13 protein-coding genes are annotated in these 14,423 nt (G+C 56.7%); 8 read left to right on the top strand and 5 right to left on the bottom strand.

From position 1 onward, the window contains the following. Positions 1-111: 111 nt before the first annotated feature. The gene (gene dnaK, locus GOW09_RS06640) at positions 112-2,019 is read right to left on the bottom strand and encodes a molecular chaperone DnaK (protein WP_152459576.1); all 1,908 of its coding nucleotides are present in this window, start codon (positions 2,017-2,019) and stop codon (positions 112-114) included. A gap of 212 nt (positions 2,020-2,231) precedes the next feature. On the opposite strand from dnaK, the gene GOW09_RS06635 reads away from it, so the two are divergent. Beyond that, the gene (locus tag GOW09_RS06635) at positions 2,232-2,834 is read left to right on the top strand and encodes an alpha-ketoglutarate-dependent dioxygenase AlkB (protein ID WP_171116756.1); all 603 of its coding nucleotides are present in this window, start codon (positions 2,232-2,234) and stop codon (positions 2,832-2,834) included. Here the strand turns inward: GOW09_RS06635 and GOW09_RS06630 are convergent. Further along, positions 2,831-3,655, bottom strand: coding sequence for an ABC transporter permease (locus tag GOW09_RS06630; protein ID WP_152459578.1), 825 nt, complete (start codon positions 3,653-3,655; stop codon positions 2,831-2,833). The genes GOW09_RS06635 and GOW09_RS06630 overlap by 4 nt on opposite strands. Before the next feature lie 122 nt (positions 3,656-3,777). Here GOW09_RS06630 and cysQ point away from each other — a divergent pair, with 122 nt between their 5' ends. The 7 genes from cysQ to GOW09_RS06595 all read left to right on the top strand — a co-directional run bounded on the left by cysQ (position 3,778) and on the right by GOW09_RS06595 (position 11,794). Then, entirely contained in the window at positions 3,778-4,575 is a 798-nt protein-coding gene (cysQ, locus tag GOW09_RS06625; RefSeq protein WP_171116754.1) for a 3'(2'),5'-bisphosphate nucleotidase CysQ, read from the top strand. Then, a complete protein-coding gene (locus tag GOW09_RS06620; RefSeq protein WP_171116752.1) occupies positions 4,575-5,375 on the top strand; it encodes a 3-deoxy-manno-octulosonate cytidylyltransferase in 801 nt (266 codons plus the stop codon). The genes cysQ and GOW09_RS06620 overlap by 1 nt, the downstream gene beginning before the upstream one ends. 70 nt (positions 5,376-5,445) lie before the next feature. Continuing rightward, positions 5,446-6,429: a UDP-glucose 4-epimerase GalE gene (galE, locus tag GOW09_RS06615; RefSeq protein WP_171116750.1), complete on the top strand. Its 984-nt coding sequence runs from the start codon at positions 5,446-5,448 to the stop codon at positions 6,427-6,429. A 7-nt stretch (positions 6,430-6,436) separates the two neighbouring features. Next, entirely contained in the window at positions 6,437-7,480 is a 1,044-nt protein-coding gene (locus GOW09_RS06610) for a glycosyltransferase family 2 protein (protein WP_371808026.1), read from the top strand. Between the two features lie 184 nt (positions 7,481-7,664). Further along, complete coding sequence (locus GOW09_RS06605; RefSeq protein WP_152459939.1) at positions 7,665-8,651, top strand: glycosyltransferase family 2 protein; 987 nt, start codon at positions 7,665-7,667, stop codon at positions 8,649-8,651. After that, the gene (locus GOW09_RS06600; RefSeq protein ID WP_171116746.1) at positions 8,648-10,348 is read left to right on the top strand and encodes a beta-1,6-N-acetylglucosaminyltransferase; all 1,701 of its coding nucleotides are present in this window, start codon (positions 8,648-8,650) and stop codon (positions 10,346-10,348) included. The genes GOW09_RS06605 and GOW09_RS06600 overlap by 4 nt, the downstream gene beginning before the upstream one ends. Before the next feature lie 6 nt (positions 10,349-10,354). Further along, a complete protein-coding gene (locus GOW09_RS06595) occupies positions 10,355-11,794 on the top strand; it encodes a nodulation protein NodH (RefSeq protein WP_171116744.1) in 1,440 nt (479 codons plus the stop codon). On the opposite strand, the gene GOW09_RS06590 is transcribed toward GOW09_RS06595, so the two are convergent. From GOW09_RS06590 to GOW09_RS06580, 3 genes are read right to left on the bottom strand one after another with little or no spacing between them, the layout of a single operon-like run. Next, positions 11,791-12,309 carry a murein L,D-transpeptidase family protein gene (locus tag GOW09_RS06590; protein WP_171116742.1) on the bottom strand — a complete coding sequence of 173 codons (519 nt, stop codon included), beginning with the start codon at positions 12,307-12,309 and terminating at the stop codon, positions 11,791-11,793. The two genes, GOW09_RS06595 and GOW09_RS06590, sit on opposite strands and share 4 nt — an antisense overlap. Positions 12,310-12,368: 59 nt before the next feature. Continuing rightward, positions 12,369-13,154 (bottom strand): ion transporter, encoded by a 786-nt coding sequence (locus GOW09_RS06585; RefSeq protein ID WP_171116739.1) that lies wholly within the window; start codon positions 13,152-13,154, stop codon positions 12,369-12,371. A gap of 21 nt (positions 13,155-13,175) precedes the next feature. Then, positions 13,176-14,405, bottom strand: a complete 1,230-nt coding sequence (locus GOW09_RS06580; RefSeq protein WP_171116736.1) for a class I SAM-dependent RNA methyltransferase — start codon at positions 14,403-14,405, stop codon at positions 13,176-13,178. Positions 14,406-14,423: the final 18 nt, after the last annotated feature.

The following is a 14,423-nucleotide window of genomic DNA, read 5'->3' as shown; positions in this document are numbered from 1 at the left end:
CATCCGATGTGAGAGAGCGTAGGTGCCAAAAGAAGGTTTCGGAGACGCGTGCTGCATGGTCAAGACCGTTCCGGCAGGCCCGAACCAGGCTTGCCGGAACCGATTAACGCGTTAGGCGCGCTTGTCGTCGTCGAGGTCTTCGAACTCGGCGTCGACGATGTCATCGTCGCCTGGTGCAGCGTCTGCGGCAGCAGGTTCCTCTTCGCCTTCTTCGGCTTGCGCCTTATAGATGGCTTCGCCCAACTTCATCGCGGCTTCGGTGACGTTCTGGATGCCCGACTTGATCTTGTCGGCATTTTCGGTTTCCAGCTCGTCCTTCAACGCGGCGATCGCCAACTCGATGGCTTCGATCGTGGTCGGGTCGACCTTGTCGGAATGCTCTTCCATCGACTTTTCGGTCGAATGGATGAGGCTTTCCGCCTGGTTCTTCGCCTCGATCAGCTCGCGGCGTTCCTTGTCGGCTTCCGCGTTCTCTTCGGCGTCCTTGACCATCTTTTCGATATCCTCGTCGGACAGTCCGCCCGATGCCTGGATGGTGATCTTCTGTTCTTTGCCAGTGCCTTTGTCTTTGGCCGAAACCGAGACGATGCCGTTGGCGTCGATGTCAAAAGTCACCTCGATCTGAGGCATGCCGCGCGGTGCCGGCGGGATGTCTTCAAGGTTGAACTGACCCAGGATCTTGTTGTCCGCAGCCATTTCACGCTCACCCTGGAACACGCGGATGGTCACGGCGTTCTGGTTGTCCTCGGCGGTCGAGAAGACCTGAGACTTCTTGGTCGGGATCGTGGTGTTGCGGTCGATCAGGCGGGTGAACACGCCCCCCAGCGTTTCGATACCCAGCGACAGCGGGGTCACGTCCAGCAGAACCACGTCTTTGACGTCGCCCTGAAGAACACCGGCCTGAATGGCGGCGCCCATGGCAACCACTTCGTCCGGGTTCACGCCCTTGTGCGGCTCTTTGCCGAAGAATTTGGTGACCTCTTCGATCACTTTCGGCATCCGGGTCATACCACCGACCAGAACAACTTCGTCCACGTCAGCAGCCGACAGACCCGCGTCTTTCAGAGCGGCCTGGCAGGGCTTCAGCGACTTCTTGATCAGGTCCGACACCAGCGATTCCAGCTTGGCACGGGTCAGTTTCATGACCATGTGCAGCGGCTGACCGTTGGCGCCCATCGAGATGAAGGGTTGGTTGATCTCGGTCTGCGAGGTCGAGGACAGTTCGATCTTGGCTTTTTCCGCGGCTTCTTTCAGACGCTGCAGGGCCATCTTGTCCTGAGACAGATCGACACCGTGTTCCTTTTTGAACTCATCCGCCAGGTAGTTGACGATGCGCATGTCAAAGTCTTCACCACCCAGGAAGGTGTCACCATTGGTCGATTTGACCTCGAACAGGCCATCGTCGATTTCCAGGATTGTCACGTCGAAAGTACCACCACCAAGGTCATAGACCGCGATGGTTTGGGTTTCTTCCTTGTCCAGACCATAGGCCAGCGCAGCAGCTGTCGGTTCGTTGATGATCCGCAGAACTTCCAGACCGGCGATTTTACCGGCATCTTTGGTGGCCTGACGCTGGGCGTCGTTGAAATATGCCGGAACGGTGATGACCGCCTGGGTGACATCTTCGCCCAGATAGCTCTCGGCGGTTTCCTTCATCTTGCCCAGAATGAAAGCGGAAATCTGGCTGGGGGAGTATTTTTCACCGCGGGCTTCAACCCACGCGTCACCATTGCCGCCATTCACGATGGAATACGGCACCATTTTCTTGTCTTTTTCTACTTCGGCATCATCCACGCGACGACCGATCAGACGTTTGACGCCAAAAATCGTGTTGTCGGGGTTGGTGACCGCCTGACGTTTTGCAGGCTGACCGACCAGTCGCTCATCTTCGGTGAAGGCGACGATCGAAGGCGTGGTCCGCGCCCCTTCGGCGTTTTCGATGACCTTCGGCTGCGAGCCCTCCATAATGGCTACGCAGGAGTTCGTGGTTCCGAGGTCAATCCCGATTACTTTTCCCATTTTTGCAATCCCTTTCTCTTCAAGGCGATGTCCCGAGGGTCGGACCCTTTATGGCATCCCACCCCCGATCTGATGTGCGCGACAGCACTACCATCGCGCGTCCCGGCGTATATAAGGGCGAGGCAAGAGGCCTGCAAGCACCGTAGAGTGCAGGTTTTCGGGAATTTGAGGTCTTTTTTGGCGAGAAATTGGAAAGGTTTGGGGTTTCCGGAATGACGCGGGTGGTCTTGCGAGGGTTCGAAATCAGGAAAGGCTATATTGACCCTGCTTCCCAGGCACGGCTGATCGCGGCCCTTCGACCGATTCTGAAAGCGGCACCCTTGTTTCGACCCGTCACGCCTTCGGGCAAAGAGATGTCGGTAAGAATGACCTCGGCCGGGGATCTGGGATGGGTGACCGACAAGACAGGCTATCGCTATCAGGATAAGCACCCGAAAGGCGGGGTCTGGCCTGAAATCCCCCCGGTCATTCTTGATATCTGGCACGATCTGGTCAGCACCGAGCGCGCGCCGGATTGCTGTTTGATCAACTACTACGGGGAAGGCGCCAAAATGGGCCTGCATCAGGACAAGGACGAGGCAGATTTTTCCTGGCCCGTTCTGTCGGTTTCCCTGGGCGATGACGCCTTGTTCCGAATTGGGAACACAACCCGTGGCGGCAAGACCGAGTCGATCTGGCTTGGCTCGGGCGACGTGGTGATCATGGGCGGTCCGGCACGATTGGCCTATCACGGAATCGACCGGATCAGATACGGATCATCCCGACTGTTGCCAAAAGGCGGACGGATCAACTTGACGCTGCGGGTCGCATGTTAGCGGCGCGCGTTCCAGCTTTGCGAAACATGCTGGCGCGTGAAAAACTCAGCCATCAAACCGATCATCAACAAGGCTATCCCGACCCATAGCGCGTATTCCCAACTTGTGTTTCGCGGAAAGTAGTTTCGGAAGATGAAGCCCCGGCACTGGTCGATAATATGAAACAGCGGGTTCCAGGCGAACATCATCAGCAATCCGCCGCCCAGTGTGTTTGCAACGAACATCTTTCCCGAAAACACCATGTTCAGGCGACGGTAGATATTGGTGAGCATTCCCACAGTCGTCGGAAACCATGGCTTCATCGCCATGAACACCAAACCCACCGCGCATCCGGTAAACCAGGCCATTATCAGCATCGCGAAAGCACCGCCGGGATCCTGCACCTCGATCGGGGCAACCGCGACACTGTAGATGAACAGGATCACGAACATGGCCAGCAGTTGCTTGTAAAGAATACCGAGCGCCGCAGACAGGATCGTCACCATCACATTCATCGGCGAATGGAGCATCATCGGATTGTTCGCGGACCCAACCCCTGAAATCGCACCTATCGATTGGATGTGCAGCATGAAGGGAAACACGCCGGACAGAACATACAGCAAAAATTCGCCCCTGATTTTCGGAATTCCGCCCCGGCCCATCAGTGACATGAGCAGGTAGAAAGTGGTTCCCATCACCACAAGCTGCAAGACATTGATCAGGATTGCGACTATTGCATTCGGATGTTGCGAGCGCACCTTTCGCACGGTGGCATGGAACACCAGCTCAGCCGTCGTGAAAGCGCCGCCCAGCAGCGTTTGGTTGCGCTTGAAATAGAACATTCAAAGGGTCTTTTCTGCTTCGTCGCCTCTAAACTGGCATGAATATCTTGCCGTTCCGTAACCGCCGCATCATAAGTCGATCGCGATTTTGGATCAACAAACCACAGGAACGGAGCTTTTTTGTGACCTACGACGCGCTTATTCCCGTCATCCGGCGACTGGCTCTGGAGGCAGGCGACAAGATCATGGAATTCTACGAGGCGGATGATTTCGATGTCAAAGTCAAATCCGACTCCAGCCCTGTGACCGAGGCAGACGAAGCCGCTGACGCATTGATTTCGGCAGGCTTGCGTGCGGCATTCCCGGATATTCTTCTGGTCACCGAAGAACAGGCCGCTTCGCATTCGGAAAAAGGCGATACTTTCCTCATTGTTGATCCGCTGGACGGCACCAAGGAATTCATCAACCGTCGCGGCGACTTTACCGTCAACATCGCGCTTGTCGAAAACGGAGTGCCAACCCGGGGCGTGGTCTATGCCCCGGCGCGGGGTCGTATGTTCTTCACGCTGGCTGATGGCCGCGCGGTCGAGGAAACAGGCGCTTTCGACAAAAACGAGACCGGTCCTTTGACACCCATATCAGTCTCTGAACCGGATAATTCCGGGCTTTTGGTCGTGGCGTCGAAGTCCCACAGGGATCAGGCCACCGAGGACTACATCAACAAATATCACGTGAAGGACAGCAAAAGCGCGGGGTCGTCACTCAAGTTCTGTCTGGTTGCCACGGGCGAAGCGGATATCTATCCGCGCGTCGGGCGCACGATGGAATGGGATACGGCGGCAGGCCATGCTGTACTGGCAGGGGCCGGTGGCCGGGTTGTGCGTTTTGACGACCATACTCCGTTGGTTTATGGCAAGGATGGCTATGCAAATCCGTTCTTTATTGCCTACGCTCCGGGTGTTGAATTGAAGGAAGCCTGATGTCTGTTCTGATTGCCATTCCCGCCCGTTACGCCTCGACCCGCTATCCCGGCAAGCCTCTGGTTCCCCTGACCGGCGCGAAAGGCGAGTCCATGACACTGATCGAACGGTCCTGGCGTGCAGCCAGGTCAGTCTCGGGTGTCGATCGCGTTGTTGTTGCGACGGATGATGAGCGCATTCGCGACGTGTCCGAGGGCTTTGGGGCCGAGGTCGTGATGACTTCGGAAACCTGTCAGAACGGCACCGAACGATGCGCCGAGGCGCATGAGGTTCTGGGTGGCGGGTATGAAATCATCGTCAACCTGCAAGGCGACGCTCCGCTGACCCCGCATTGGTTTGTCGAAGATCTGGTTTCCGGCCTGCGCGCCGCCCCGGATGCCGGTGTTGCGACCCCTGTCCTGCGCTGTGACGGCAGTGCGCTGAACAGTCTGCTGAACGACCGCAAGCATGGCCGTGTCGGTGGCACGACGGCAGTGTTCGGACGCGATCACAGTGCGATGTACTTCTCGAAAGAGGTCGTCCCCTTCACGTCCCAGACATACGCTGGCGATGAAGCGACACCCGTGTTTCATCATGTCGGCGTTTACGCCTATCGGCCCGATGCCCTTGCAGCGTATCCGGGCTGGCCAGCCGGGCCTCTGGAACAGCTGGAAGGCCTGGAACAGCTCAGGTTCATGGAAAACGGGCGCAAGGTTCTATGCGTCGAGGTCGAGGCAAGGGGCCGTCAGTTCTGGGAGCTGAACAACCCTCAGGACGTGCCCAAGATCGAGGAGATGATGGCAGCCATGGGGCTGGAGTGACGTCTTTTCCCCATGACACTGACAGCGCCCTTGGCGAAACTGTTCCTCAACCAGCCCCGATGGATATGCCATGAAGACAATTCTTGTCACCGGTGGTGCCGGGTATATCGGCTCACATGCCTGCAAGGCGCTTGCGCAGTCAGGTTACCTTCCTGTGACCTATGACAACCTGATCACGGGTTGGCAGGATGCGGTGCAATTTGGCCCTTTTGAACAGGGCGACCTTTTGGATCGGGACCGCCTGGATGAGGTGTTCGCGAAACACAAACCAGATGCCGTGATGCATTTCGCGGCGCTCAGCCAGGTTGGCGATGCCATGCGTCAGCCCGGCATGTATTGGTCGAACAATGTCACGGGTTCACTGAATCTGATTGAAGCAGCCGTTGCGGCCGGTTGTCTGGATTTCGTGTTTTCGTCCACATGTGCCACATATGGCGAGCACGACAATGTGGTTCTTGATGAATCCACGGCGCAGTATCCCCTGAACGCCTACGGGGCATCAAAACGCGCGATCGAAGATATCCTTAAGGATTTCGAGGCGGCTCATGGGCTGCGCCATGTCATCTTCCGGTATTTCAACGTTGCGGGTGCAGACCCGGAAGGGGAGGTGGGCGAGTTTCACCGCCCTGAAACCCATCTGATCCCGCTGATGTTGGACGCGATTGACGGCAAGCGGGACGGTCTGACCGTCTTTGGCACGGATTATGATACGCCCGACGGCACCTGTATCCGCGATTATGTACATGTTTGCGATCTGGTTGATGCGCATATTCTGGGGCTGGGCTGGCTGGAACAGGGCAAAGGCAGCCGTGTCTTCAATCTGGGCACCGGGTCCGGGTTTTCCGTTCTAGAGGTGATCGAGCAATCCAGGTCCGTCACCAACCGTCCCGTGCCGTATACTGTAGGCCCTCGCCGGGCAGGAGATTGCACCAAGCTGGTATCTGGTTCTGTGCGGGCTGAAAACGAGCTGGGATGGAAGCCAAAAAGATCTACGTTAGAGACGATGATCGCAGATGCCTGGCGCTGGCACCAGAACGGCCACTACGAAAAATGAGGACCCGGTGACATCCAGCACTGCTTTGACACTTCCCCGGATCGGATGGGCACGGAAGTACAGGTTGCGCTGGAAACGCCGGCGGCTGCTCTGGAGGTCGCTGCGCAGCCGACATCAGTTGACCTGCCAGAAGGATCAGACATCCCGAATCCAGCGGAGTGACATATTGGCCTTTGTCACCTTGCGCAATGAAATCATTCGCCTGCCCTGGTTCTTTCGTCACTATCGCGCCTTGGGCGTCGATCATTTTCTGATCGTCGACAACGGCAGCGACGATGGATCGTCCGAGTATCTGCAAGATCAACCGGATGTCTCGGTGTGGAGAACCCATTCCAGCTATCGTGGATCGCGGTTTGGCCTGGACTGGCTGACCTGGTTGCAGATGCGCTATGGCCACCGCCACTGGTGCCTGATGGTGGATGCGGATGAACTGCTGGTCTATGCCCACTGCGACACCCGGTCCCTGCATGACCTGACAACCTGGCTGGACCGGCACGGGAAGATCGGGTTTGGGACGCTGATGCTGGACCTCTATCCCAAGGGCCCCTTGGGTGATGCGGCTTATGACCCGGACACCGACCCCACAAATCTGCTGTGCTGGTTCGATGCAGGACCGTATCGCGCGCAGCGGCAAAGCCCTATGGGTAATCTGTGGGTGCAGGGTGGCGCGCGGGAACGGATGTTCTTTACGCAAACCCGGCAAAGATCGCCCACACTGAACAAGATCCCGCTGATGCGCTGGTCGTGTCGCTATGCCTATGTAAACTCATGCCATTCCGCACTGCCGCGCCGTCTGAACGAAACCTATGATGGACCGGGCGGCGATAGCCCGTCAGGCGTGTTGCTGCACACGAAGTTCCTGCCGGACGTTATCGAGAAATCCAACACCGAAAAGCAGCGACGCCAACATTTTCATGATCCGGACCAATTCGGGCCATACTACGATGGGATAATCAACCAGCCGGACATGTGGACCCCACATTCGGTGCGCTACACCGGGTGGAGCCAGCTGGAACAGTTGGGTCTGATGAACGGCGGAGGCTGGGATTGAAAACGAAAACAAGGGCATCAACCGCACGTTTACAGTTTGCGGGTTTTAAAGACGTTGCGTCAGAAGATGCAAAGATGGCATAAACCGGTAATGCCATGTCGTGCCAACGGTCACGGCTGGTTCGGGGAAAGCTCGCGTTATAAAAAGGTTGGGCAGTCACGTGAGCCTGTTTGAATCCTACAAAATGAGATTGCGGCGCAAGCGCCGTATTCTGCGCTGCCTCAGACGACGCCGCGAGCTCAAGCCAGTCAGCAACAACACACAGGCTATACGGCGTGATGATATCCTGCTGATGAGCGTTGTGCGGAACGAGAAAATTCGCCTGCCCTTCTTTCTTGAATATTATCGCAAACTGGGCATCAACCATTTTCTGTTTGTCGACAACAACAGCGATGATGGCAGTTTTGAATTTTTGAAAGAACAGGCTGACGTTTCGGTCTGGCGGACGACGACCAGCTACAAACGGGCAAGCTATGGCCTGGACTGGTCGAACTATCTGTTGCGCAAATACGCGCACGATCACTGGGTGCTGAGCGTCGATCCGGACGAATTCTTCATCTATCCGTTCTGCGACACCCGTCCAATCCGAGCCTTGACGGACTGGCTGGATGGCAGTGCCGTGCGCAGTTTTGGCACGATGCTGATCGACATGTACCCCGAAGGTCCGGTGGACGCCGACCCCTATGCCGAAGGTCAGAACCCGTTCGAAATCGCACGCTGGTTCGATCCCGGGAATTACATGATCACCAAGAACCCCGAGTACAAGAACCTTTGGATTCAAGGGGGCCCACGGGCGCGCGTGTTCTTTCAGGACAACCCCTCCAAAGCACCGGCGCTGAACAAGATTCCGCTGGTAAAATGGAACCGGCGCTATGTTTATGTCAGCTCGACGCATTCGCTTTTGCCACGCGGGCTCAACCAGGTTTACGACGAATGGGGCGGCGAAAAGGCCAGCGGGTCACTGCTTCATGCCAAGTTGATCAATACTCTTGGGGAAAAAGCCCGCGAGGAATTGCTGCGTGGCCAGCATTACCGGGGCTCGGGCGAATACAAGGCCTATGCCACTCAGCTTGAGGACAAGCCTGTTTTCTGGTGCGAGTGGTCCGAGGCCTATATCAACTGGCGACAGCTTGAGATCCTGGGCCTCATGTCGAAAGGAAACTGGGCATGAGCGGTCTAGGTATTGTCATGTTGGTTCATACCTCACTGGACCGTGCCGAGCAGGTCGCGCGCCACTGGACAGCAGCGGGATGCCCGGTGGTCATCCATGTGGATCGCAAGGTGCCAGACACTGTCTATTCCCGGTTTGTTGCGTCCTGTTCGAACAATCCATCGATCGTGTTTTCAGACCGACATCGGTGCGATTGGGGGGGCTGGGGTATCGTTGCCGCCTCGCAAAGCGCGTCCGAGTTGATGCTGGAGCGTTTCCCCGAAGTTCGGCATGTATTTCTTGCCTCGGGGGCCTGCCTGCCATTGCGACCGGTTCAGGAACTGATCGATTACCTGTCTGACCGGCCGCGTGTCGATTTCATCGAAAGCGCGACGACATCCGATGTCAGCTGGACCATCGGCGGGCTGGATCATGAACGGTTCACCCTGCGGTTTCCGTTTTCGTGGCGCAAGCATCGCAAACTATTCGACACATATGTAAAGCTTCAGCGTCTGATGGGGTTTCGCAGGAAAATCCCCGACGGACTGGTTCCGCATATGGGAAGCCAGTGGTGGTGCCTGACCCGCCAAACGCTGTCGGCAATCCTTCAAGACCCCAGGCGCAAGCTGTATGACAAGTATTTCCGTCATGTCTGGATTCCGGATGAAAGCTATTTCCAGACGCTGGCACGCTTGTATTCCACGCATATTGAAAGCAGGTCCCTGACCCTATCCAAATTCGATTACCAGGGCCGCCCGCACATCTTCTATGACGATCATCTGCAATTGCTGCGCCGATCGGATTGTTTTGTCGCCCGAAAAATCTGGCCCCGCGCAGAGCGATTGTACCAGGCATTCCTGACAGATCAGGCCGGGGCGATGAAACCGGCGGAACCCAATCCGGGCAAGATAGATCGCGTATTTTCCAAAGCGGTGGAACGGCGAACTCGTGGGCGCGACGGGCTGTATATGCAAAGCCGTTTTCCCCGCCATGGCAGTGAAAACGGTCTGACATCGTCACAATATTCCGTATTCCAAGGTTTTTCGGAATTGTTCGAGGATTTCGAACCTTGGTTGGCCGCAACCACCGGAGCCAGAGTCCACGGGCATCTATTCGGGCCGGAACGCGCCGAATTTTCGCAAGGAGAAGCCATAACAAATGGTGCCCTCAGCGACAGTGCGGCGCTGCGGGACTATAACCCGACCGCCTTTCTGTCGAACCTGATCTGGAATACGCGCGGTGAACGCCAGTGTTTCCAGTTCAGCCCGCGGGACACTCAGGAAATCAACTGGTTTCTGGCGCGGGACAAGAACGCTCAGATTTCGGTCATCACCGGCGCTTGGGCGATCCCACTGTTCCGATCCAATATGAACTTCTCGGAAATCCGGAGTGAGGCGGCGCGCCTGCAACAAATTGAAACCAAGCAGCTGGAGGTGCTAACATCGGTCTGGACCAAGGCGCGGATGCGCAGTTGGACGCTGGCCGACTTCATTGAATCTCCGATGGATGCCTTGCAGGGTATTCTAGAAGAAATCGGCATGCAACAGACCAGCCATCTGACCGAAGTGCCAACCATGGTCGATCTGTCCGGATTCGGGAAGTTCCTGCAAAACCTCAAGAATCAGGGAATGCACCCATATCTGCTGGGTGATTTCCCGGCGGACGATGTGTTCGGCCGCCAGGAAAAACCATACCGAAAACCGTATCTGGTGCAGTGATTGCCCATGTCAGCCCATTTTGATTACTTCGTGATTCTGGCCGCCATGCGCACAGGTTCGAACCTGCTTGAGGCCAACCTGAACGCGCTGGAAGGGGTCACCTGTCACGGAGAGGCGTTCAATCCGCATTTTGCGGGCAGCCTGAAATCCGATCGTCTGCTTGGCCTTTCGCTGGAAGACCGGGATGCGGACCCCATGAGAATGCTCAAAGCGATCAAATCAGCACCGGGTGACATCAATGGCTTCCGATATTTCGAAGACCATGACCCACGTATCCTGAAACCCATGCTGAACGACCCGCGCTGTGCCAAGATCATTCTGACCCGCAACCCATTGGACAGTTACCTGTCGCTGAAAATAGCACAGAAAACGCAGCAGTGGCTGCTGAAGAATGTGAAACGCCGCGTCGACGCGCAGGTTGACTTCGACGCCGACGAATTTTCGGATTACCTGAACCAGCTGCAAGACCATCAGCTTATGGTGCAACGGCACCTGCAAAAGACAGGCCAAACCGGGTTCTTCATTCACTATGACGACCTGACCGAGCTGGAGGTCATAAACGGGCTGGCTGTATGGCTGGGGGTTGAGGGGCGGCTGACCCGACTGGATGATACCCTGAAACCGCAAAACCCGGCGCCGGCATTGTCGAAGGTCACCAATCCTGATGAAATGAAGCAAGCCCTGTGCGATCAGGATCGGTTCGGATTGCATCGGTCAACAAGCTTTGAGCCGCAGCGCGGCGCGGCTGTACCGCTTTATGTTGCCGCTGCAAGGTCTACTTTGATGTATTTGCCCATTCGGGGCGGAATAGAGCCTGTTATCGTGCAATGGCTCGCTGATCTGGACGGATGTCAGACCGACAAGCTGATCACGGATCGAAACCGCAAACAGGTCCGCTCATGGAAACAGGGCCATCCCGGACATCGGCAATTCACTGTTCTGCGTCACCCTCTGGCCCGGGCACATACGGCATTTTGCAGTCATATTCTGAATACGGGGCCGGGCAGCTATAAGATGGTGCGGAATTACCTTCGCAACCGGCTCAAGCTGCCGATCCCGGGGCAAGTGCGGGACAACAATTATTCTGTCGAACAACACCGCGAAGCTTTTTCGGGCTTTCTGGACTTTCTACGCCTCAACCTCAACGGGCAGACACCGGTCCGTGTGGACGGCACGTGGTGCAGCCAGTCCAGGACGTTGGAGGGAATCGCATCCTTCACGATGCCCGATCTGATTCTGAGAGAAGAGGATCTGATGACGGCCTTGCCGGATCTGGCGCGTAGCATGGGGCATTCAAACCCGCCTAAGCCTGGCTCCTGCGCACCGGATGAACCATACGCTTTGGACCAGATCTACGACGAAAACCTCAAAGCGCTGGCGGTTGAAGCCTATCAGCGCGACTATGAAGCATTCGGATTCAGTGACTGGGCGCCAGGATCGGCCTAAGGGCGCAGGGTTATCAGCGTACCTTTGTTGACCATCGCATAAATCTCTTCGATTTCGTCATTCTTGACTGCGATGCATCCAGCTGTCCAATCCCGCTTCTTTTTTGCGCGTCTCCGCTCAGAACGCAGATTGGGTTCACCGTGGATGAAGATATCCCCACCCGGATCAACGCCCGCAGCCTTGGCTTTGGCGACATCCTGCGAGTTGGGATAAGAAATGCCCAGGGATAGGTGGTACCGGCTTCTGGGGTTGCGACGGTCAATCAGATAGGTGCCCTCGGGCGTTCTGCCGTCACCGCGCTGGTTCTTTGTTCCATTCGGCGCAAACCCCAAATCGACGTCATATTCCCTGAGGATCTTTTCGTTGTGCAACAAGTAAAGTTTGCGCGTGCCCTTGTTGACCACCAAAGAGGTCACCTCGGGTCCGTTATAAGTCAGAAATCTTGGGCCGCTAGAGGCACAAGCCGAAAGGCTCAGCGTTGCCAGCGCGCCTAAACCGAATACTCGACGATCCATGTTTCACTGCCTGCTCTGCTTTTTTTCGATCATTATGCCAAAAATGGGAAAAACTGAAATCACTTTTTGATGTTTGACTGCTCGGCCAGTCGACGTTCGATGCTTTCCAGCCGTTCCAGAACCTCATCGCGATAGGCATCGGTTTTAACCTCATCCTCGGCATGATGGGCATCCTGCATCGAATTGACGATCAGACCCACCAACAGGTTCACCACCGCAAAGGTCGTGACCATGATGAAGGGAACAAAGAAGACCCAGGCATAGGGATAGACCTCCATCACCGGGCGCACGATGCCCATCGACCAGCTTTCCAACGTCATGATCTGGAACAGCGTATAAGCAGACAGGCCCAGATCGCCGAACCAATCCGGGAACGATGCCGAAAACAGCTTGGTCGAGATTACCGCACCGATATAGAACAGAATTGCCATCAGCAGAAACACGCTGGCCATGCCGGGAAGGGCCGAGATGAACCCTTCGACCACGCGACGCAGACGAGGCGCCACGGAAATCACGCGCAACACCCGCAGAATTCGCAGGGCGCGCAGCACCGACAGACCTCCGGCGCTGGGAACCAGGGCAATTCCAACGATCAGGAAATCGAATATGTTCCAGCCATTTGTGAAGAACCTGCGCCCGGTGGCAATCAGTTTCATGGAAATTTCAGCCACAAAGATCGCCAGGCAAAGCCTGTCCAGCGCCACGATCAAGGGGCCGGCCAGTTCCATCAGGGTCGGCGATGTCTCCATCCCTAAAAGAATGGCATTGAAGATGATCACGGCCGTAATGAACCGCCCGAAAACGGGCGCTTCGATAAAATTCAGCAAACGCTGTTTGGACCCCATGTGTCAGTTTCCCCGGTAAGATCAAGATGCTGCGTTCAGAACAAACCGCGCAGCAAGTTCCGTGTGTGTTGACCATCGAAATTGGTCAACGACCTGTACCCATTCAAGGGTGTAATCCGCGTTAACCAGCGTTTTCGCATCACGCGCAAAGGTGACGGGATTGCACGAGACATAGGCGATCACCGGGCGTTGCGCCTGTGCAATCTCATCTACCTGAGCTTCGGCACCGGCACGAGGCGGATCCAGAACAATGGCGTCGAAAGATTTCAGCTCGTCCGGCATCAGCGGGCGGCGGAACAGGTCACGGGCCTCGGTCGTTACGCGTTTCAGCCCTTGTGCCCTGCGCCAGCCCTGATCCAGCGCCTCGATCATGGCGGCCTCGCCTTCAACCGCGTGAACTTCGGCGCTTTCCGCCAACGGCAAAGAGAACGTTCCGCTGCCCGCAAACAGGTCAACGATACGTTTCGCACCCCGTGTAGCCTCGGAAACTGCCTTTAACAGAGCCTTTTCTCCGTCCTTTGTTGCTTGCAAGAAAGCTCCGGGGGGTGGCGTGACTCCGGCTGCTCCAAAGCGCTGAACCGGCGCATGCCGCATGGCAATAACCTCATCATCCCAACTGAGCCGGGCCAGCCCATGTTTCTCGGTCGCCTGCGCCAACGCCAGTTCCAAGGGGCCGTCTAGCGGTTTGCCACCTGTTACGGCCACATCCAGACCAGCTTCGGACAGTGTAAGCGTGACAGCCAGAACACCCTTGCGACTTGCGCCCAGGGTGGCCAACGCCTCGGCCACGGGAATGGCCGCGATCAAGGCCGGGTCAAGCAAGCGGCAAGCGGGTATCTCGGTGATCGTGCCGGATGCACGACCGTGAAACCCCGCCAACGTGCCCTTTTTCGTGCGCCTTACGGCAATCGTAGCCCGCCGACGTGACTGTTCGGGCGATGTGTGTATCGGGCGCAGTGGAGCTTTGAGATCCTGCGCCATCAGCGCCTTGCGGACGACTTGCAATTTCCAGTCGGTCACAAATGCATCGGATGCGTGCTGCAACTGGCAGCCACCGCACGCTTTGTAGTGGCGGCAAGGCGCTTTGACACGGTGTTCGGACGGTGTCTCGACCCGGATATCGGTCACTTGCTGACCGACAAGGGTGCCGCTGACGATCTCGCCGGGAAGGGTACGAGGGGCGTAAACAGGGCCATCGGCAATACCGTCGCCCTGATGTCCAAGCCGTGTGATTGTGAATTGCTGCGTCATGAGAGGCCTGATAGCCGG

The organism is Ruegeria sp. HKCCA5463, assembly GCF_013034175.1.
Lineage (GTDB): Bacteria > Pseudomonadota > Alphaproteobacteria > Rhodobacterales > Rhodobacteraceae > Ruegeria.
This window is presented reverse-complemented; position numbering and strand designations above follow the sequence as displayed.

Excerpts from the sequence above, each read along its gene's own strand:
- dnaK (WP_152459576.1), bottom strand. The coding sequence starts at position 2,019 with ATGGGAAAAGTAATCGGGATTGACCTCGGAACCACGAACTCCTGCGTA.
- GOW09_RS06635 (WP_171116756.1), top strand. The coding sequence starts at position 2,232 with ATGACGCGGGTGGTCTTGCGAGGGTTCGAAATCAGGAAAGGCTATATT.
- GOW09_RS06630 (WP_152459578.1), bottom strand. The coding sequence starts at position 3,655 with ATGTTCTATTTCAAGCGCAACCAAACGCTGCTGGGCGGCGCTTTCACG.
- GOW09_RS06620 (WP_171116752.1), top strand. The coding sequence starts at position 4,575 with ATGTCTGTTCTGATTGCCATTCCCGCCCGTTACGCCTCGACCCGCTAT.
- galE (WP_171116750.1), top strand. The coding sequence starts at position 5,446 with ATGAAGACAATTCTTGTCACCGGTGGTGCCGGGTATATCGGCTCACAT.
- GOW09_RS06605 (WP_152459939.1), top strand. The coding sequence starts at position 7,665 with ATGAGATTGCGGCGCAAGCGCCGTATTCTGCGCTGCCTCAGACGACGC.
- GOW09_RS06600 (WP_171116746.1), top strand. The coding sequence starts at position 8,648 with ATGAGCGGTCTAGGTATTGTCATGTTGGTTCATACCTCACTGGACCGT.
- GOW09_RS06595 (WP_171116744.1), top strand. The coding sequence starts at position 10,355 with ATGTCAGCCCATTTTGATTACTTCGTGATTCTGGCCGCCATGCGCACA.
- GOW09_RS06590 (WP_171116742.1), bottom strand. The coding sequence starts at position 12,309 with ATGGATCGTCGAGTATTCGGTTTAGGCGCGCTGGCAACGCTGAGCCTT.
- GOW09_RS06585 (WP_171116739.1), bottom strand. The coding sequence starts at position 13,154 with ATGGGGTCCAAACAGCGTTTGCTGAATTTTATCGAAGCGCCCGTTTTC.
- GOW09_RS06580 (WP_171116736.1), bottom strand. The coding sequence starts at position 14,405 with ATGACGCAGCAATTCACAATCACACGGCTTGGACATCAGGGCGACGGT.